Origin of the sequence: Paraglaciecola sp., from assembly GCF_039942875.1 — a bacterium.
Classification (GTDB): Bacteria; Pseudomonadota; Gammaproteobacteria; order Enterobacterales; family Alteromonadaceae; genus Paraglaciecola.
Genome location: NZ_JBDVBQ010000049.1, coordinates 75,884 through 95,275, shown reverse-complemented (window position 1 = coordinate 95,275; position 19,392 = coordinate 75,884). Strand labels below are relative to the sequence as shown.

Annotated in this window: 13 protein-coding genes; 12 read left to right on the top strand and 1 reads right to left on the bottom strand. The window is 40.0% G+C overall.

Translation table 11 applies throughout. The features are described 5' to 3' along the window. Nucleotides 1–256: 256 nt before the first annotated feature. The 4 genes from ABJE44_RS17265 to ABJE44_RS17250 all read left to right on the top strand — a co-directional run bounded on the left by ABJE44_RS17265 (nucleotide 257) and on the right by ABJE44_RS17250 (nucleotide 4,965). The gene (locus tag ABJE44_RS17265) at nucleotides 257–736 is read left to right on the top strand and encodes a DUF3015 family protein (protein ID WP_348112815.1); all 480 of its coding nucleotides are present in this window, start codon (nucleotides 257–259) and stop codon (nucleotides 734–736) included. A 7-nt stretch (nucleotides 737–743) separates the two neighbouring features. Continuing rightward, entirely contained in the window at nucleotides 744–2,552 is a 1,809-nt protein-coding gene (locus tag ABJE44_RS17260) for a DUF4105 domain-containing protein (RefSeq protein ID WP_348112814.1), read from the top strand. A 785-nt stretch (nucleotides 2,553–3,337) separates the two neighbouring features. Beyond that, entirely contained in the window at nucleotides 3,338–4,363 is a 1,026-nt protein-coding gene (locus ABJE44_RS17255) for a YHYH protein (protein ID WP_348112813.1), read from the top strand. 116 nt (nucleotides 4,364–4,479) lie between these two features. Beyond that, complete coding sequence (locus tag ABJE44_RS17250) at nucleotides 4,480–4,965, top strand: hypothetical protein (protein ID WP_348112812.1); 486 nt, start codon at nucleotides 4,480–4,482, stop codon at nucleotides 4,963–4,965. 116 nt (nucleotides 4,966–5,081) lie between these two features. On the opposite strand, the gene ABJE44_RS17245 is transcribed toward ABJE44_RS17250, so the two are convergent. Further along, the gene (locus tag ABJE44_RS17245) at nucleotides 5,082–7,040 is read right to left on the bottom strand and encodes a methyl-accepting chemotaxis protein (RefSeq protein ID WP_348112811.1); all 1,959 of its coding nucleotides are present in this window, start codon (nucleotides 7,038–7,040) and stop codon (nucleotides 5,082–5,084) included. 746 nt (nucleotides 7,041–7,786) lie between these two features. On the opposite strand from ABJE44_RS17245, the gene katG reads away from it, so the two are divergent. The 8 genes from katG (at nucleotide 7,787) to ABJE44_RS17205 (ending at nucleotide 19,175) form a co-directional block, all read left to right on the top strand. Further along, nucleotides 7,787–9,943 (top strand): catalase/peroxidase HPI, encoded by a 2,157-nt coding sequence (gene katG, locus ABJE44_RS17240; protein ID WP_348112810.1) that lies wholly within the window; start codon nucleotides 7,787–7,789, stop codon nucleotides 9,941–9,943. Nucleotides 9,944–10,207: 264 nt separating this feature from the next. Further along, nucleotides 10,208–11,005 carry a transporter substrate-binding domain-containing protein gene (locus ABJE44_RS17235; protein ID WP_348112809.1) on the top strand — a complete coding sequence of 266 codons (798 nt, stop codon included), beginning with the start codon at nucleotides 10,208–10,210 and terminating at the stop codon, nucleotides 11,003–11,005. A 322-nt stretch (nucleotides 11,006–11,327) separates the two neighbouring features. Next, nucleotides 11,328–12,938, top strand: a complete 1,611-nt coding sequence (locus tag ABJE44_RS17230; RefSeq protein WP_348112808.1) for a catalase — start codon at nucleotides 11,328–11,330, stop codon at nucleotides 12,936–12,938. 115 nt (nucleotides 12,939–13,053) lie between these two features. Then, nucleotides 13,054–13,635: an ankyrin repeat domain-containing protein gene (locus ABJE44_RS17225; RefSeq protein WP_348112807.1), complete on the top strand. Its 582-nt coding sequence runs from the start codon at nucleotides 13,054–13,056 to the stop codon at nucleotides 13,633–13,635. Nucleotides 13,636–13,703: 68 nt separating this feature from the next. Continuing rightward, nucleotides 13,704–14,096, top strand: coding sequence for an OsmC family protein (locus ABJE44_RS17220; RefSeq protein ID WP_348112806.1), 393 nt, complete (start codon nucleotides 13,704–13,706; stop codon nucleotides 14,094–14,096). Nucleotides 14,097–14,226: 130 nt separating this feature from the next. Then, nucleotides 14,227–15,252: an HlyD family efflux transporter periplasmic adaptor subunit gene (locus ABJE44_RS17215; RefSeq protein WP_348112805.1), complete on the top strand. Its 1,026-nt coding sequence runs from the start codon at nucleotides 14,227–14,229 to the stop codon at nucleotides 15,250–15,252. Nucleotides 15,253–15,266: 14 nt separating this feature from the next. Beyond that, nucleotides 15,267–18,047 carry a ribosome-associated ATPase/putative transporter RbbA gene (gene rbbA / locus ABJE44_RS17210; RefSeq protein ID WP_348112804.1) on the top strand — a complete coding sequence of 927 codons (2,781 nt, stop codon included), beginning with the start codon at nucleotides 15,267–15,269 and terminating at the stop codon, nucleotides 18,045–18,047. Beyond that, nucleotides 18,048–19,175, top strand: a complete 1,128-nt coding sequence (locus tag ABJE44_RS17205) for an ABC transporter permease (RefSeq protein WP_348112803.1) — start codon at nucleotides 18,048–18,050, stop codon at nucleotides 19,173–19,175. Nucleotides 19,176–19,392: the final 217 nt, after the last annotated feature.

The following is a 19,392-nucleotide window of genomic DNA, read 5'->3' as shown; positions in this document are numbered from 1 at the left end:
ATTTTCTCTCACTAATTTGAATTTCAAATTAAGAAGTAACTTTCTTTTGGACATAGAAGTGCGAGAATAGATTTAAGTAGGTGTGTTTTACAAGGGATATTGGCAGTGCCTTTTGATTAAATATATTTCTGATTTTTTAAAGCTTATTGAACCAATCTTGCTTACTTATAATATTTTTTGTCAAAATACATATACTTAGGTAGTATTCTGCATGGGCTATTAGTTTAATAGGTCTATAATAAATTAAGGATTATTAATGAAAAAAAGTATTTTCGGAACAATGTTATTGGCGTCACTGTCTAGTGGTGTTTTTGCTGCCGGTAATGGCCCCAACCCTTTTAGTGATTGTGGCATCGGTGCTGCTTTATTTAAAGATACAGCTTGGGCTGCAGTGACCTCAAACGTTATTTGGGATGTAGGTACAACCGCTGTTATTTCTGCAACTGCTAGCCCAGAAACATGTAATGGAACTAGCTATCAAACGGCTGTTTTCATCAATGAGACTTATGAATCTCTTGAGCAAAATATAATTCAAGGAGAAGGCGAATACATTAATACGCTTGCTACTATCATGTCTTGTGATGCAGATGCGGCCTCTAAAATGACTGCTGAAGTTCGTCAAAATATTGCAAGCGCTGAATTGGCAATAGACTCTTCACGTTTAGAAAAAGCTGAAGATTTATATTTAAATGTTATGAGTACTGAAGCTGCTAAAAGCTGTTCAATACAATCTTAGTAACTAGATGAAAGCTGTTTTAGACAAAGGCCGAGTTCTATCGGTCTTTTTTTATCTTTTTTCTTTCTCGCCTACAGTATTTGCTGCTAGTTATTCGGACACGTTTGTAGAGCAATTTGTACGAGTGATGCATGCTCAAAAAGAAGAGGAATTATACAAAACTGAATTTACCAACCCCCGGTTATTTAGTTCAGATGACCAATACTTTTCACCAGAAAAAGAAATAGCATTTTTAGATAAGCATTTACAACTATTAACCCAACAGCAAAATGTAGCGTCTTATTATTGTCGTTTCCCAGCTACTTATTATGTTCTTCAGAAACACTTAAGTCATTTACCGTCTGCCCATTATCAAAACTGCCCTGAGTTGGCGATTTTTATAAAGGGTGTAAATGATATATCCATCGTATTTGCAGCTGGATATATGGGGAATCCGGCTTCTTATTTTGGGCATATGTTTATTAAACTTGGCAGAAGTAACATTAAACTTGCCAACGAGACCTTGAACATTGGTGCTAATGTTCCAGAAAATGAAAACCCGTTAGCGTATATGGTTAAGGGGGTGTTTGGTGTGTATGAAACCCAATTTACGTCAACGAGTTATTACAAACAAAGTCATGTTTACTCTCAACTAGAAGGCCGTGATTTGTATGAGTACAAACTTAATTTAAGCTCAGAGAGTGTATTGTTTTTAAGTTTACATTTATATGAATTGCAACAAGCAAACTTCACCTATTATTTTACACATCGGAATTGTGCTTACGAAATTTACCGATTTTTATACGCACAACCCAACATGACTCATATTGGTGCTAAGCCTTTATTTTATCCTGTGCATTTGATTGCCTACTTAAATGAACATAGTTTGATTAGGTCATTTGAATACTCACCTTCAAATAAAACTAAATTTTCTCAATTATATTTTGCAGCTGCGTCTGAGAAGCGAAAATCTATAGATATGGCGATTTTGAAACTCCAAGCTAAGGAGAGTGTAAAAGTAGTCGCTAATGGAATTGATAAAGAAATTGCAGAAGCCCTGTTATTTTATGGTTACGCTCATCTAAATGAAGAAAGCGATGTCGAACTGCTAAATGCTATTAAAAAGCTACGATTATTTTTTTCTGGTGGTAAAGCCTATGATAAGAGTCAGTTTAAACAAAAAGATTTGACTAGTCGTGCGCCAGTAACAGTAGCTGTAAGTTGGGAAAATAGAAATTACAGGAATGGGTTGAAACTGGTTTTTCGTCCTGCGCATTATAACCAAACTGATAGGCCTGATGATGTTAGTAACGGTGGGAAGTTGATTTTCTTTCAAACATCGTTATTCATCGGAGACAAAATCACCTTGGATTCTTTAGATATTGTTGATGTTCATAAGAGTGAAATCGGTAAGACAGGCCAATATGGAGATGATGCATTTGAATGGGGAATGAAAATTAACTATCGAAATGTAGAGCTTAAAGGTGATGGTTTTGAAGGGCTATTTTCTGCGAGTGGTTATTTTGGTGATGTTTATTTTTTGGGAAATGGTACTTGGCTACAATACGGAATAAAGGGTGGTGTACGTAATAATGTGGCTAATAATGGCAGCGTTTTCATTGCGCCAACACTCAGTCTAACCGCTAACTTTAATACTAACACTCGTTTTTCGGTTACAGTAGGACGTGAGTTTTTTGGGGATAATGTATCGAATCTGGGTAATATCGTGAAGCTCACGGGTACATCAAAGGTAAACCATTATAGTGCTGTATCCGCATCTTATGACAAGGACTTATATGGAAAAACGTTGTCATTCGGTTTCAATTATTATTTTTAGAGATTTAATCAGCATAATGATTTTTAGTCGTTAAGTAACAGGTCACTTTTTCTTAGGTTTAGGAGTGCGATTCTAGACTTAAGTAGGCATGTTTTTTGAACTCTAAGGTCTCTAATAGATATATTTTATGAGTAAGCGTGGACTGGTTCTTTAAGATTTGAAGAATATGGTGGATTAGAAGATCAAAACCGTTTGTTATTAGTTGGTGAATGGCAACTTAACGACAATGAAGAGGCTGAGCCTGATGAAGGACGCTTTGTTGTTAGACTGAAAGCAAATCTAGGAGAGGGAGTTGATGATGTTGGAATTTAGTTCGCATAACGCTCTGGTTTTGACAGTATTCAGTCACTTTTGACTGGGAAATAAGTGGCCAATCTTAAAAGGAAGTAGGAAATTAGAAAAACTGCCGTTATCAGCTGTTTATTATGATTGTAATCAAACACACATATTTTCAAAATTGGGGGTGATCTTCTTCATCACAGGTGTAAGGTTTTTAAAGTATTTTAGTTTTATAAAATAGAAGAAAACCTTAAAACGATTATTAAAGTATTTTTGTACTTTAAGGTATTAAGAAAATAGCCCTTGTTATTAAATGTTACCGCTTCCTCATTTTATCCACATTCTTTTATTTTTTATCTTTTAGAGTAAACCTCGATATCGGTTGCTATCAAGTATTCAGTTTTTAATTAGCTACTATTTTTGCTAGCACCTTTTCATTAAAAAACTACTTATGTGTTTGGTTGTAGTTGTGACTTTAATTCTTGGCGTTGATTGGAGAGAGTGGTGTGAATAATAAAATAATTCGAGTAAGTGCTATTACATTTTGTCTGTTTATGGCGGCCTGTAGCGATAGTCATTCTGACGATTCCACGGTTGGCGAAGACACTGTCGTTGATAGTGGCACTGACGACTCAAGTGTTGACTCTGATGAGCTTGTTTTAGATGTAGACGCTACTTTATTTTTAACGGGTGAAAATGTCAGTGTTGATACTGTGTCTTGTACCTTAAGTGATGGTACAGAAACCTTGTGTTATGAAATTACCTCTAAACACACTGCCACCGAACATGATATGGGCCCTTGGTGCCCAGAGACTATTTATGACACTGCTGAAAACGGTGGTTTATGGTTTGATAATGGTGAAATAAACGACCTTGATGGTGAGTTTATTTTAAACCTGGCGACTTACTATGATGACCCCGGTTTTAAGATGTATGAAGATGATGGGTCTGTGCGCCGTATGGAAACCGCGGAGCAATGCGCCCAAGGTGCCGATCCTAATATCGAAGATGAGTTTACTAATATGTGTGCCCAGTGTTTGCCAGAGTGGGTGAGTACTCAGGTGTCTTACTTAATTCCAATTACCCCAAGTAAACAAAGCGAGTCAGTCGTTCTTAGTGATGGGCCAACCCTAGAAGTGCAAGGGGTTGAGTATGGCCCAACTGTGCGAGGCTTAGCATTTAATGGTGTGAGGTTTGATCATCCAGCTGACATAGATATTATTCTAGCCGGATATCAAATAGCACCAGTAGATGATGCTGGCGGGCATGTTAACAATAGTTTGGGTTATCACTACCATGGTGATACTGGCATGACGACCCGTATTGAACAGTCTGATGGTCATTCTGCCATGATTGGTTATGCCTTAGATGGCTATGGGTTGTACGCGAAGTTAGATGATGAAGATAACGAAGCGACTGAACTAGATGAATGTAGGGGGCATACGGATGATACCCGTGGTTACCATTATCATGTCTTGTCATTGGAAAGTAATGAGTTTCTAGATTGTTTCTATGGAGCTTGGGCTGAATAAAATAGCGTGATGACGACTTTATTTAAATAGTTTTATTCAAGTACAGAACCTAAACCTTACTAGAAAGGTTTAGGTTTTTTTTCAATTTCACGTAAATTAATTGAGGTGCGTTTAGTATGAAAAAATTCATACTGTTTATAGCGGTTTTTTGGTTATCATTAAATGTTCAAGCTCACGGCTTTGACTATTCCGTGGTGACGTTTACCGAGCAAGATAACAATACTTGGAGCTTACAGATAAAATCGTCATTAGACGCATTTAGAAAAGAGGTGAAAATGCATTTTTCTGATACTCCATACACCACCCCCGAGGAGTTCAATCAGCAAGTGTTGGCCCATTTAAATAAAACACTACAAGTGACTGTGAAAGGTAACGTTATTTCACTTGGGAAAGGTACAGTTTATCTGGGACACGAGACCTCAGTGCTTTTTACTGAGGTAAAAATACCTGTGAACACTGCTGCAGTTAAGGTGGTAAATGGTGCAGTGAAAGATATATATAGGCATACTACAAAGTTATTTGTTGCCCCCCATGGTGTGCCAAAAAGCTCGTATATTTTAAACCAATCCAATCACTTTACTGCGGAGTTTAAGGTTCAGTAAATGTTTACTGTGCTTAAGTCGAACCAAGTAACCGCAAATCTTGTTTTTAATCCGCCTCAGCTAACCTTTTGTGACTCACGTAAAGTTTGTTTTAAATTGCCATGTTTCCTTAATCACTAAGATTCACTTGATTTAAAATGGGATACCATGCTTTGTAATTCTGTGGATAATTTATTTAGCGTAGTAGCTGATTCGGATACTTGATTAGACAGGGCGTCTGATTTTACTGTGCCATTATGAATTTGGGTTACGTTGGTATTGATCTCTTCGGCAACATGATGCTGCTTTTCGGCAGATAAGCTGATTTCTATCATTCTACTCTTTATATCTAATACTGACTGTAATATGTTTTCGAACACTGAAGATGTTTCGGTCGCTAAGTCTACAGAGCTTTTCGCTACCGCTACGCTATGACTCATCTTGGTTGCAGAAGCATTGGTTTTTAGTTGAAAGTTGTTGAGCATTCTATCAATTTCATCGGTGGCTTCGGTGGTGCGCCCAGCTAGAGTTCTTACTTCATCTGCTACCACTGCAAACCCTCTGCCTTGTTCACCCGCTCTTGCCGCTTCAATAGCAGCGTTTAGAGCCAATAAATTTGTTTGTGCTGCGATTGCTTTAATGGTGTCTAAAATTCCTACAATGTTGCTAGACTCTTTTGCCAAGGCGCTCATTGTATCGTTTGACTCGTCAATCTCAACTTGCAAATCTTGCAGCGATGTCATGGTTTGTTTGATTAAGTCATTACCTTCTTGTACTTGCTCTTCACTATTCTCTGCAGCTTCGGCTGCTGTTGTACAGTTTGTGGCAACCACATTAGATGTTTGAACCATCTCATTAAAAGCAGTTGATACTTGATCAACAGATTTGACTTGATGGGAAACTACTTCACTTAATTCATCAGACAGGGTGTCCGATTGATCTGCAACATCGCTAATTTGAGCACATGATGACTTTGTGTGGCCAATAATACTGTCGATTGATTCAACAAAGTGATTGAAAGCTTGTCCCATTTGTCCCGACTCATCATTGGAGTTTATCGACAAACGTTGAGTTAAGTCTCCCTCACCATGGCTGATGTCTGTTAGGCGATTTGCCATAACGTTAATAGGGCGAATGGCGGTACTTGCTAAGAAATATCCAATAACGATAAAGATCGCCACCATGAGAATAGCAATGATCACAGTGGTAATTATGAGTTTGTTGGCATTGGCAAAAACTACTCTACTTGGGACTAAACCAATAAATTTCCAACCTAAATCGGGCGAGGTATAGACTTTTGCAAGCCAGGTTTCAGCGTCTATTTCTATTTCTTGTAGTGCGGTGTTATTAGTTAACTGAAAGTATGGTTTTGAAGATTCTGACAAGGGCTTAAAGTTGTTATTAGGATCTGAAGGGTCAGCTAATACCGAACCGGTATCTTCAACCATGACCACATAACCATCTCCACCAAACTTCACACCTTTTACTACTTCGGTTAGTTTAGCTAAGGAAACATCGACTCCTACTACCCCATGAAAACCGTTTTTGCCATCAAACCTTTGAACATAATCTAATAGTGGCTCTCCATCCGATGCGTTAGCGTAGGCTGGAATACGCACAGCTTTTTTACTGTTGACGGCTTTAGTATACCAGTCCCGCTTTCTTGGGTCGTAATTAGCACTTCCCACCGAAGGTGGCCATTGTAAATAACCTGCGTCGCTGCTACCTAGCCAAATATAGGCAAGTTCTGGGTGAGATGTTCCAAAGTCATCCATCAGTGCAAAGGCTTTTTGCTCAGCTACTGAGTTTTTATCGGGCGTCATCATGTACGATGCTTGGTCTAAATAAATTTTAATATCACCAGGCTGCAATTCTGTGAGTGCATTTGCACTTGCAAAAAAAGCAGCGTTTTCAGCTAGACCATTAAGGAAATGGGAAAACATAGTATCGACTAGTCCAATTTCATGGGTGCTTTTCTGTTCGAAAGCGAGTAAAGCATTTGAGCGTACATTGTTAATAATTACTAATGAAATTATTAGTAAAGGAAGAATCACACTGACTGCGATCAGAGCAATTATTTTAGATTTTATTGTCATAGTTATTTTAATCTAATGTTAATAGAAAACAGTAAGTTGGAAGTTTTTTTCACGTTTTCTGCAAAACCAAAAAGAGCTTTAGTTTTGTACACTTACTGATTGAATAATACAACTAAGGTCTAATGATGTTGGTGAGAAACAGACATGTTTATGTCGTAATTAGATGCCCTAATTGGATTACTAGGTCTAAGGATTTTTAAAAGCAACAAAAGATTTATTGCAAGGTTCCTTTGTATTATTACGGTGAGTTCGCCCTGTTAGTATTCATCTATACGTCTTTAGCTTAGCGGGACTGTAAAATTTAGACTGCTGAATAGGCGTTCAGTACAACTGATTGTTACATTAAAGTAAGACCCATGTCATTTTTACAAAGACTTAATAAGCTATAAACAGTAATTTTTGAAACCCTGATGTCACTATGTAAATAGCAATATTGGGGCGGTTTTTGGGTCGCCCAGAGTAGCTTTATAATAGAGTGTTTGCTTGCATTGGCTGCAGGTCCGCTGGCAATAATAGTTTCGAAACCAATACCTTACACAACAACAGAGTTGTTAACCTTATGCTATACCTTATTAGCAATTTAACAATAGCATCTTCATCAATATGTTAAATACCTATTAATAGTTAAAAGCTATTAGTTGAATCTATATTAATCATTTTAAGTGATTGTGATTGTCGTTAATAATGACGACATAGACACTTACAAGTAAATAATTCATTCCATTAAAGAAGTAGGAGATTTAGATATGTCACAGAGCAAATGTCCCGTTATGCATGGTGGTGCAACAGCAAGTAATATGTCAGTAATGGAGTGGTGGCCAAAAGCCCTCAACCTAGATATCTTGCATCAGCATGATACAAAGACCAACCCTTTGGGAGATAGTTTCGATTATACAGAAGCGCTTAAAACACTAAACGTTGACGAACTGAAAAAAGACCTGCATGCAATGATGACAGATAGCCAAAAATGGTGGCCCGCAGATTGGGGCCATTATGGAGGCTTGATGATAAGAATGACTTGGCATGCCGCTGGATCTTACCGTATAGCCGACGGGCGTGGAGGTGCTGCGACGGGTAATCAGCGTTTTGCACCATTAAATTCTTGGCCTGACAATGCTAATTTGGATAAAGCTCGGCGTTTACTTTGGCCCATTAAGAAGAAATATGGCAATAAACTAAGCTGGGCTGATTTAATTGCCTACGCAGGTACCATCGCCTATGAATCTATGGGTTTAAAAACCTTTGGGTTTGCATTTGGCCGAGAAGATATTTGGCACCCAGAAAAAGATATTTATTGGGGAGCTGAAAAAGAATGGCTAGCCCCAAGCGGTGGCGAAGGTTCTCGTTACTCTGGTGAGCGAGATTTAGAGAATCCTTTGGCGGCAGTGATGATGGGCCTTATTTACGTCAATCCTGAAGGGGTAGATGGTAATCCTGACCCACTTAAAACGGCTCAAGATATGCGTGTGACGTTTGAGCGTATGGCAATGGACGATGAAGAAACTGTGGCACTAACTGCTGGTGGGCACACTGTAGGTAAAACCCACGGAAATGGTGATGCTGCTTTACTTGAAGCGGATCCAGAAGGCGCAGGCTTAGAAGAGCAAGGCTTTGGATGGATGAATAATACCAAGCGAGGTATTGGTAGAAATACAGTCACAAGTGGTATTGAAGGAGCGTGGACCACACACCCAACCAAATGGGACAATGGATTTTTCAAGTTACTACTGAATCACGAATGGGAACTGAAAAAAAGCCCTGCAGGGGCTTGGCAGTGGGAGCCTATCGATATTGCTGAAGAAGATAAGCCCGTTGATGTTGAAGATTTAATAACTCGTTTGAACCCGATTATGACAGACGCAGATATGGCTCTGAAAATGGATCCTACTTACCGAGAGATTTCAGAAAAATTCAGTAAGGATCAAGCTTATTTCTCTGAAGTATTTGCTCGCGCATGGTTTAAGTTAACCCACAGAGACTTAGGGCCGAAAGCACGTTACTTTGGGCCTGATGTGCCCAGTGAAGATTTGATTTGGCAAGACCCTGTCCCAGTCGGTGCAACTGACTATGATATCGATTCTGTAAGGGCAAAAATAATCGAAAGTGATTTAAGTGCTAGCGATATGGTGTCTACTGCTTGGGACAGTGCCAGGACTTACAGGAACTCAGACAAACGTGGTGGTGCTAACGGTGCTCGTATCCGACTTGCCCCCCTAAAAGATTGGGAAGGAAACGAACCAGCACGCTTAGCCAGTGTGCTTAGGGTATTAGAAGGTATTGCCATTGAAACAGGTGCAAGTGTTGCCGATGTCATCGTTATTGCCGGTAATATTGGTGTTGAGCATGCCGCTAGAGCAGCGGGGTTCGATGTGCATGTGCCATTTTCACCGGGCCGAGGTGATGCAAGTCTTGAAATGACTGACGTAGAGGCATTTGAAGTGTTAGAACCTGTACATGACGGTTTCCGTAACTTCCTAAAAGCCAATTACGTAGTGACGCCTGAAGAACTATTGCTTGATAGAAGTCAGTTGATGGGATTAACCGCTCCAGAAATGACAGTTTTAGTGGGAGGAATGCGAGTTATAGGTACAAACTTTAACGGCACCAAGCATGGTGTGTTTACTGATAATGAAGGTGCTTTGAGCAACGACTTCTTCGTAAACCTTACCGATATGAATTACAGTTGGAAACCAACTGGTAAAAATTCATATGATATTTGTGACCGAGAAACCAATGCAGTGAAATGGACAGCGACGAGAGTGGACTTAGTCTTTGGCTCAAACTCAATTTTACGTTCATATGCTGAAGTTTATGCGCAAGATGATAGCAAAGAGAAGTTTGTAAAAGATTTTGTTGCAGCTTGGGTAAAAGTTATGAATGCAGATAGGTTTGATGTTGCATAATTCTTAGTCGTCAAAAAATACAGCTCCGAGCGCAAGCATCGGGGCTTTTTTTTGTGTTTTTTAATATGAGCTGAAGTTACGTTTAGCTAAAACTGGGAGCTGATGTTTGTAACACAGCCCCACTTATGTAATCTAATAAGTAGGTATATGTAATATTACCTTTTGTTTTTTGGTTTTTATTGTAAAATCATAAGCTTGTAGATAGTTTTGCATGAAATGTAGTGCTCGCTCTATCGCGCCAAGTATGTTGATGTAAGGTGTTAAATGTTCAAAGTCCCCCGTTACGTTTATTCAATGATATTGAGCTGCATGCTAATGATCGGTTTACCGTCGACGGCTTGTGAGCTGATGATAAAGGCTGTTAGTAGTGATGATTGGCCTCCATATTTCTATAAAGTCTACGGTAAAGAAGCTGGCTTAGAAGTTGATATATTACATACAGTGTTAGAAAAAACACCTTACTGTATAGAATTTGTGGCTATGCCCTCTTTAAGCCGAGCTGTTGAAGAATTAAAACATAATCGAGTAGACTTACTTGTTGCTTCAAGTTTTAATCAAGACAGAGCGAATTTTTCGCAGTTTAGTCAATCGTATCGTGATGAAAAAATGGTTATGTTTGAAAATAAACATAACAAAACACTTTCTCAACCTCTCGCCACCACTGCAAATTATAAAGATTATATTAATCAAGAAAATACTTTTATAGCTGTGCACCGTGGAAGTCATTACGGTAAAGAATTCAATCAGTTTTTAGGTGATTTTAAAGGTAATACAATTAGTACTACGTTTGCTAAACAGCGTTTCGATTTGCTTAAGAAAGGCAGAGTAGACTTTGCTATTGAAGATGAGTTGGCTGGCGTTTTTTTGATGGCAGATGCAAATTATTATGAACATATAGTTAATACCCAAATAGTTGTATTCAATGAGCCCGTATATTACATGTTGAGGAAAGGGTTAATGGATGAGCAACAATTGGGGGTATTTAACCAAGCCATCGAGGATAGCTTGCAACAAATTCAAGCCTTAATTCAAGAATACTCTAATTACAAACCGAAATTCTAACTTTTTCCAGATTTAATTAGGTTACAAAGTTATATATGTAGCCCTTTATTTACATGCATTTTCAAACCCTACCCCTTGCTTCACAAATCTAGAACATCACCTTCGATTTAATTCAATTTATTAGTATTACCTTTCTCAGCATACTTCTTTCAAGCCACAGGATTGGCCGCAAAAATTACAACTAGATTAGCGAAAAATTCGAATTGTGAAATGTTTGCGACACACGACAAAGTGAATTGTCGCAACTTAAAACGAAAGACACAGCTTAAGGTTGTTGACACAAATGACCCTAAGCAACATAAGACTAAATTGGAGACTTATTATGAAAATCAAAGCATCAATTATGATTGCAGCAACGCTTTTTAGCGTAGCGACTATGTCCAGTGCTAATACGCTTACACGCCAGAATGGCGCGCCAGTTGGCGACAACCAAAATTCTCAAACTGCAGGCCCTTGGGGACCTGTATTATTACAAGACAGTCACTTAATTGAAAAACTAGCTGCATTTGACCGTGAGCGTGTTCCAGAGCGTGTTGTACATGCTCGTGGTACCGGTGTGCATGGTTACTATGAAAACTATGTGGATTTGTCAGACATTACGGTGGCTGCTCCTTTCCAAAGCGAAAATAAAAAAACTGATGTTTTTGTACGTTTTTCAGCTGTAATACATGGTCACCAATCACCAGAAACATTGCGTGATCCTCGTGGCTTTGCTGTTAAGTTTTATACTGAACAAGGTAACTGGGATTTAGTGGGTAACAACTTCCCGATTTTCTTCATTCGTGATGCAATTAAGTTCCCTGATATGGTTCACAGCTTAAAACCTTCGCCTGTGACTAATGCGCAAAGTGCAGCACGATTGTTTGACTTTTTCTCTCACGTGCCAGAATCAACTCACATGTTGACGCACTTATTCTCTGATATGGGCACGCCACAAAGCTACTTAAACATGGACGGCTCTAGTGTTCACGCCTTTAAATTTGTGAATGCCAAAGGCCAAGTAAAATACTTTAAGTTAACGTGGAAAACTAACCAAGGTGAGAAAAACTTCACTGCTGCAGAAGCGCAAGCTATGCAAGGTAAAGATTTCCAACCTATGACGACTGATATCTATACTCGTATCGGTGAAAAAGGTGAAACAGCTTCTTGGGATTTATACTTACAAACTATGAACCCTGAGCAACTAGATGACTTTGATTTTAACCCATTAGATACCACTAAAATCTGGCCTGTATCTTTAGTTCCGGCTAAGAAAATTGGTAAATTAACACTTAACCGTGTACCAGATAACTTCTTTGAAGAAACAGAGCAAGCAGCCTTTGCTCCAAGTAACTTAATTCCTGGTATCGAGCCGTCTGAAGACAGAATGTTACAAGGTCGTTTGTTTTCATATGCTGATACACAGCGTTACAGAATTGGCGTGAATGCTTACCGCATTCCAATCAATGCTCCTCGTAATGCAGTGATTGATAACCATGAACAACACGGCAAGTTACGTACTACAAGCAGCTCTCGTGATGTGAATTATCAACCAAGTCGCCGTATTGCTTTAGATGACGACAACCAGTACAAATACGCACAAACGCCTTTGGCTGGAACGACTCAACAAGCCCCTTTTTACAAGCAACGTAACTTTGCACAAGCAGGTGAGAAATTCCGCTCTTTCACAAAAGTTGAGCAGCAGCACTTAATTGAAAACTTAGGAACAACACTAGCTGGTGTACCTGAAGAAGAAATCCGCGTCATTATCAGTGCCTACATGTATAACGCTGATAAAAACTACGGTACAGGTGTTGCTAAGCTTGCGAATGCACCATTAAGCAAAGTAAAAGTCACAGCTAAGCAATTAATGGATGTACAAGCTGAGCGTGAAAAGCGCGCTAAGAAAGTCGCAGAGGGTTTCAGCCGTATTTCTTACAAAGCTGATTTATAACTCAAGTATGTCGCTTGCCACGTTTTAAGTCACACAGTGGCAGGAAACAATTTAACGTTAAGGCGCGCAGTGGTTCAGTCATCGCACGCCTTCTTTATTTAAAGAGGACGCAATCATGAAGACAGTTTTTCAACTATCCATTAAAAGCATGATGACACTAATTGTGCTTACTCTGGCATTTTCAGGCCAAGCAGAGCCCGTTGATAGTGAGCAATTAAAAACCATTTACTTTGATGCCGCTAGAAAAGGCGACGTATCAACACTCACCGCTTATTACGCTGCAGGGTTAAACCCAAATGTTGCAGATAAGAAAGGCTACACAGCTTTGATTTTAGCGGCTTATCACGGTGAAACAGATGCCGTTAATTATTTGCTTAATGAGGTTAATGCTAACGCTTGTCAAGAAGACAACTCTGGAAACACCGCGTTAATGGGCGCAATTTTTAAAGGTAACTTTGGCGCGATAAAAGCGTTAATTGGTGCTGATTGTGATATTGACCAAACTAATGAAAACGGTCAAACCGCGGCAATGTTCGCCACACTTTTTAATCGCACAGAGACGATTACTGCGCTAACAGAAGCGGGCGCTGATTTAGGTGCTAAAGATAGTTCTGGAAATAGCCTAGTGGATATAGCACTTAGCCAAGGTAACTATGAATTAGCTGAACAGTTAGTTGAAAAAACAGAAATTGAGTAACCTAGTTTATTGTTTTGGCTCTGACGTATACTGAAAGACCAGCTTAATTTTTATTGTAAAGGTGCGTTATGAAAATTGAAATTGATTTACTCGAAGGTCAAAAAATACAGGCGAGTTTTGGCAAACATAAAATTATTAGTGATCAAAGTATAAGTGCCGGCGGTGATGAATCTCACCCTGAGCCCTTCGATTACTTTCTTGCCAGTATGCCGCTTTGCGCCGCTTTTTATATACGCAAGTTTTGTGAGTCAAGAGATATCAGTACCGAGGGCATAACCTTAACTCAAGACAATAGTAATATTGGCGAAGATAAATATCATAAGCGTTTTAGTATCGATGTGAGCGTTCCTGACAGCTTTCCTCAAAAATACAAAAAAGCGTTATTGGCTGCCGCTAACACATGCACGGTTAAAAAAGTGATTCAAGCCATGCCCGAATTTGAGATTAAAATTGCTGAGTAACTAATGGGTCACTTAAGCTTTATTGATGAACTTTAAGTAACATAAATAAGTTTATAATTGACCCACATCAATGACCATTTTTTAGTCTTTGTCATAATACTTTTCAGGTATTACTGGAGAGTTTTATATTATGGCGACAGGCTTAAAAAAATTATTGGTGGCCGTAATCGTCACTGGTGTTGCCATTGTGGTGTGGCAAGTTTGGCAAAAGATGCAAGAGCCAAGTGTGCCAGATGGCATAGCATTTGGTAATGGCCGAATAGAAGCGGTACAAACCGATATTTCAACCAAAATTGCCGGGCGAGTCGATGCTATTTTGGTCCAAGAAGGCGATTTAGTAGAAGCAGACCAAATAGTTGCCAGCATAGAAACCAGTCAATTGCGGGCCAAGTTACTTCAAGCTCAGGCCGCCGTCGCAAGTGCCGAGAGTTTGGTCGCATCCGCTCAGGCAGCCATAGCACAAAGCCAGGCCCAGCAGGTATTAGCCGAGCAAGAGCTGGCCCGTTCTAAAGAGTTAGTCAAAAAACAATTAACCAGCACCGAAGAATACGACACTAAAGTAAGCCAACTGGCCGTGGCAAAAGCCAATGTAGCCGCCGCCGAAGCAATGTTGGAGTCTAGGTTACGTAATGTGGATGCATCAGAAGCTACTGTACTCGAAATTCAGACTCAGATAGACGACTCCACTCTCGTGTCGCCTAGCAAAGGACGTGTTTTATACCGTCTCACAGAGCCAAGTGAAGTGTTGGGCAGTGGTGGCAAGGTACTAACCTTATTGAATTTGACTGATATATACATGGAGGTGTATTTACCTACCTCTGTGGTACAGCGTATTTCAATTGGCGCGCCAGCACGTATTCAACTAGATTTCATGGACACTATCATTCCTGCCAACGTGAGTTTTGTCTCTCCTGAATCTCAATTTACACCTAAGTCTGTTGAAACCGCTACCGAGCGAGAAAAATTGATGTTTCGCGTTAAAGTGAGGGTCCCTCAAGCTTTAGTGCAACAACATATTGAGCTTGTGAAAACCGGCGTAAGAGGCGTGGCATATATTCAATTGAGCCCTGTTGCGGGAGACTCTGTTACTCCTTGGCCCAAATTTCTAAAGAACTTGCCATCAGGATATCTCCCATCTACTGATACAACACAATAGGGTAACGACAGCATATGGCTGATGACAAGCAACCACTTGTGTGTATTAAAAGCCTTTCTCATGTTTATAAGAAAGTTCAGGCTCTTGATGACATTAGCTTATCTATACCCAGAGGGTTAATGATAGGTTTGCTTGGGCCTGATGGTGTAGGTAAGTCTACCTTGCTTGGCCTTATCTCTGGCGCTCGTAAGCTTCAAACAGGTAGCCTAGAGGTTTTGGGCGGAGACATGGGATCGCTGAAACATCGAGAGCTCGTGAGGCCTAAAATATCCTATATGCCTCAAGGGCTGGGTAAAAACCTGTATGCAGATCTCAGTGTAAATGAAAACCTCGATTTTTTTGGAAAGCTATTTGGCCAAAGTTCACAAGAGCGTAAAGAGCGCATTGAACGATTAACTAAGGCTACTGGCCTATATCCATTTTTGCCTCGTCCTGCAGGTAAATTATCAGGAGGGATGAAACAAAAGCTTGGTCTATGCTGCTCTCTTATCCATGATCCAGATTTACTTATTCTAGATGAACCTACCACTGGGGTAGACCCATTATCACGACGTCAATTCTGGCAATTAATTGATTCTATTCGTCAAGAAAAACCCAATTTAAGTGTGCTTGTATCGACGGCTTATATGGACGAAGCGGAGGGCTTTGATTGGTTGGTGGCCATGGATGCAGGGCAAGTTTTGGATACAGGCAGCCCCCAGCAATTAAAAACCAAAACTGCCACTGATAATCTCGAAAGCGCCTTTGTAAAGTTGTTGCCTGAAAGTAAGCGAGGAGATAGTCATTCACTAACTATCCCTCCATTAGCAAAAAGTACTGGGGTACCTGCCATAGTTGCTAAGGGAATGACTCGGCGTTTTGACGAATTTATTGCTGTGAATAATGTGAGTTTTGAAATACAAGCAGGTGAAATATTTGGATTTTTAGGATCTAACGGTTGCGGTAAAACAACCACAATGAAAATGCTAACTGGTTTGTTACCTTTGTCTGAGGGGGAAGCTAAGTTATTTGGTAAGCCATTAGATGCCAATGATTTAGAAACCCGTAAACGCGTTGGGTTTATGACCCAAGCATTTTCTCTTTATGGTGAGCTGACTGTGAGACAAAACCTAGTGTTACATGGGCGTTTGTTTCACCTGAGTGCAGAAAAATGCCAAGAACGCATCGCAAGTTTAGTTGAGCGATTTAGCTTAAAAGCCCAATTAGATGAAAAAGCTGATGCTTTACCTTTGGGCATGCGACAACGTTTGTCTTTAGCAGTCGCTGTGATCCACGAACCAGAAATGTTAATTCTTGATGAACCTACCTCTGGTGTAGACCCCGTTGCGCGTGACGGTTTTTGGGAATTACTTATCGAGTTGTCCCGTAAAGATAAGGTCACCATTTTTATCTCGACCCATTTTATGAATGAGGCAATGCGCTGTGATCGTATTTCGTTAATGCATGCAGGTCAGGTACTTGTCTACGATACACCACAACAAATTATTGAAACCAAACAAGCGGATTCATTAGAGCAGGCCTTTATTCATTACTTAGAAGATGCCAGCCAAGTTCAACAGCAAAAGCTAGAAAAGCGTGAGGCAACTACAGCCTCTAAACCTGCTGATATAGAGCCGGTCATTAACTCAAATCTGGCCACATCTTCATCACCTAAAAAGGCCGTGCAAGGTTTTAGTGTGACCCGTCTCTTGGCTTATAGTTATTTAGAAGTGATGGAAGTAATGCGAGATCCTGTGCGTATCGCCTTTGCTTTTTTCGGAAGTGCTATTTTATTACTCGTTGTGGCCTATGGTATTTCATTAGACGTAGAAGACCTGCGGTTTGCTGCATTAGATAATGACCAATCACCTGAGAGTCGCCAGTATTTAAGTCACTTTTCTGGTTCGTATTATTTTTTGGAACAAGATGAGTTACATAGTGTCGATGAGGTTGAGCGCCGCTTAAAAGCTAATGATATTTCCTTGGCCATTGAGATACCATCGGGCTTTGGGCGAGACTTAAAAAATGGTCATACGCCTGTCGTTTCTGTTTGGATAGATGGAGCCAATACCTTACGTTCTGGCACCATTGAAGGCTATGTGGAAGGAAGTCATGCCAGGTATTTAACGCAACTTGCAACTGATGCTGGTATTGATGCAAGTGCAGCACTGAAGGTTTCATTACAACCTCGTTTTGTTTACAACCCTTCTTTTGAGTCTATTTATTCTTTTGGCCCCAAAACCCCAGCTTTATTGCTATTAATGTTTCCTGCTATTTTGATGGCAGTGAGTATTGCCAGAGAAAAAGAAATTGGCACCATTACTAATTTCTATGTGGCGCCAACTCGACCTTTAGAGTTTTTGTTAGGTAAGCAGTTACCCTATCTGGGTATAGGTTTGGCTAATTTCTTTATTTTAACTTTGTTAGTGGTGTTTGTGTTGCAGGTGCCTATCAAAGGCAGTTTAGTGGGTTTGACGTTAGGGGCTTTTTTGTATGTATTTGCTGCTACTGGTTTTGGCTTGTTAATGTCTTCAATCACTAAGTCGCAAGTGGCTGCCGTATTTGCCACAACCATTCTCACTGCTATGCCGACTATCTCTTTCTCTGGATTATTACAGCCTATTTCTACATTAGAGGGAGGGGCGTACTTTATAGGTACAATTTGGCCTGCGACTTACTATTTACATTTAAGTGTGGCGGCTTTCACTAAAGGTTTAAGCTTTTATGAGTTGGGCTACGACTTAATCATTCTCGCCATTATGGGGCCTATCTTAGTCACAGTAGCGACTATGTTTCTTAAGAAGCAGGAGGCTTAAATGCTAAAAACGTGGTTGAACATTTTTTGGTTAGGTACCAAAGAGCTGCGCAGTATCATGAGTGATACAGGCATGGTGATTTTGATTATTTACTCATTTACCTTAGCCATTTATGGTCAAGCTACTGCGACCAGTGAAAACGTCAATAATGCTTCGGTTGCTATTGTAGATGAAGATCATTCTGCTTTGTCAGGCATTATTGCTAATGCCCTGTATCCGCCTTACTTTAATGTGCCTGAGTTGATCTCAGCGGATCAAGTCAATGCTGCAATGGATCAAAGCCTATTTATGTTCGTGGTTGAAATCCCCCCAAACTTTGAACGTGATATTCGTGAAGGGCGCCAACCAAAGGTACAAATTAATGTGGATGCAACCGCTGTTTCACAGGCCAGCCTTGGCAGCAGTTATATTCAAAGTATTGTGAACAAAGAAGTGAGTCTATTCGTTAACCGCACAGATAACAGTACTCAGAGTTCGGTTGAATTGGTTAAGCGGTTTGCCTTTAACCCCAATGCAACCGGCATGTGGTTTGGTGCGATTAATGCCTTAATTAATCAAATATCTATCATCACCATTATTTTAACTGGTTCTGCATTATTGCGTGAGCGAGAGCACGGCACCATAGAGCATTTAATGGTAATGCCTCTCACCTCGTTTCAAATTGTAATGGCTAAGGTCTGGGCTAATGGCCTGGTTATTCTGATAGCTTATGGGGTCTCTTTGTACTTCATAGTTGGATGGGCACTTGATGTGCCTTTGGCGGGCTCGAGTCTATTGCTGCTGATAGGTACCTCTTTATATTTATTTGCGGCGGCTGCGATTGGTATCTTTTTAGGAACCATAGCCAGTACCATGGCGCAATTTGGTTTGTTGGTTATGATGGTAATCATACCCTTGATGACCTTGTCGGGAGGAATGTCGCCCATTGAAAGCCAGCCCCAATTAATACAACCGGTGACTTGGTTTCTTCCGTCACGACATTTTGTTTCGTTTTCTCAAGCGGTTGTGTTTCGTGGTGCCGACTTCAGTATTATCTGGCCGCAGTTGGTGACTATGGTGAGTTTAGGTGGTTTATTTTTTGGGGGAAGCCTGCTGCTGTTTCGACGCTGTCTTGCAACTAGCAGTTAAACGATACCTAATATGATACTTATTGCATGATATCTTGGCTGATTCTTGTTTATTTGCTGTATTTCTTAGTTAGTTTGCCTTGAATGGCGAGTTATCCTGTTAGCTGCGTACTTAATCTGTTAGTCTCTTCGCACTTGAACAGACATTTAGTGATGTATTCCCTAAATTTGTAACTACTAAGTCTTAAAAAATAAAGATTTGGCTAGGTGATAAAGTC

What these genes read in the sequence shown, in the direction of transcription:
- ABJE44_RS17230 (WP_348112808.1), top strand. Translation starts at nt 11,328, where the DNA reads ATGAAAATCAAAGCATCAATTATGATTGCAGCAACGCTTTTTAGCGTA.
- ABJE44_RS17245 (WP_348112811.1), bottom strand. Translation starts at nt 7,040, where the DNA reads ATGACAATAAAATCTAAAATAATTGCTCTGATCGCAGTCAGTGTGATT.
- ABJE44_RS17235 (WP_348112809.1), top strand. Translation starts at nt 10,208, where the DNA reads ATGTTCAAAGTCCCCCGTTACGTTTATTCAATGATATTGAGCTGCATG.
- ABJE44_RS17220 (WP_348112806.1), top strand. Translation starts at nt 13,704, where the DNA reads ATGAAAATTGAAATTGATTTACTCGAAGGTCAAAAAATACAGGCGAGT.
- ABJE44_RS17225 (WP_348112807.1), top strand. Translation starts at nt 13,054, where the DNA reads ATGAAGACAGTTTTTCAACTATCCATTAAAAGCATGATGACACTAATT.
- ABJE44_RS17260 (WP_348112814.1), top strand. Translation starts at nt 744, where the DNA reads ATGAAAGCTGTTTTAGACAAAGGCCGAGTTCTATCGGTCTTTTTTTAT.
- ABJE44_RS17250 (WP_348112812.1), top strand. Translation starts at nt 4,480, where the DNA reads ATGAAAAAATTCATACTGTTTATAGCGGTTTTTTGGTTATCATTAAAT.
- ABJE44_RS17205 (WP_348112803.1), top strand. Translation starts at nt 18,048, where the DNA reads ATGCTAAAAACGTGGTTGAACATTTTTTGGTTAGGTACCAAAGAGCTG.
- katG (WP_348112810.1), top strand. Translation starts at nt 7,787, where the DNA reads ATGTCACAGAGCAAATGTCCCGTTATGCATGGTGGTGCAACAGCAAGT.
- rbbA (WP_348112804.1), top strand. Translation starts at nt 15,267, where the DNA reads ATGGCTGATGACAAGCAACCACTTGTGTGTATTAAAAGCCTTTCTCAT.
- ABJE44_RS17265 (WP_348112815.1), top strand. Translation starts at nt 257, where the DNA reads ATGAAAAAAAGTATTTTCGGAACAATGTTATTGGCGTCACTGTCTAGT.
- ABJE44_RS17215 (WP_348112805.1), top strand. Translation starts at nt 14,227, where the DNA reads ATGGCGACAGGCTTAAAAAAATTATTGGTGGCCGTAATCGTCACTGGT.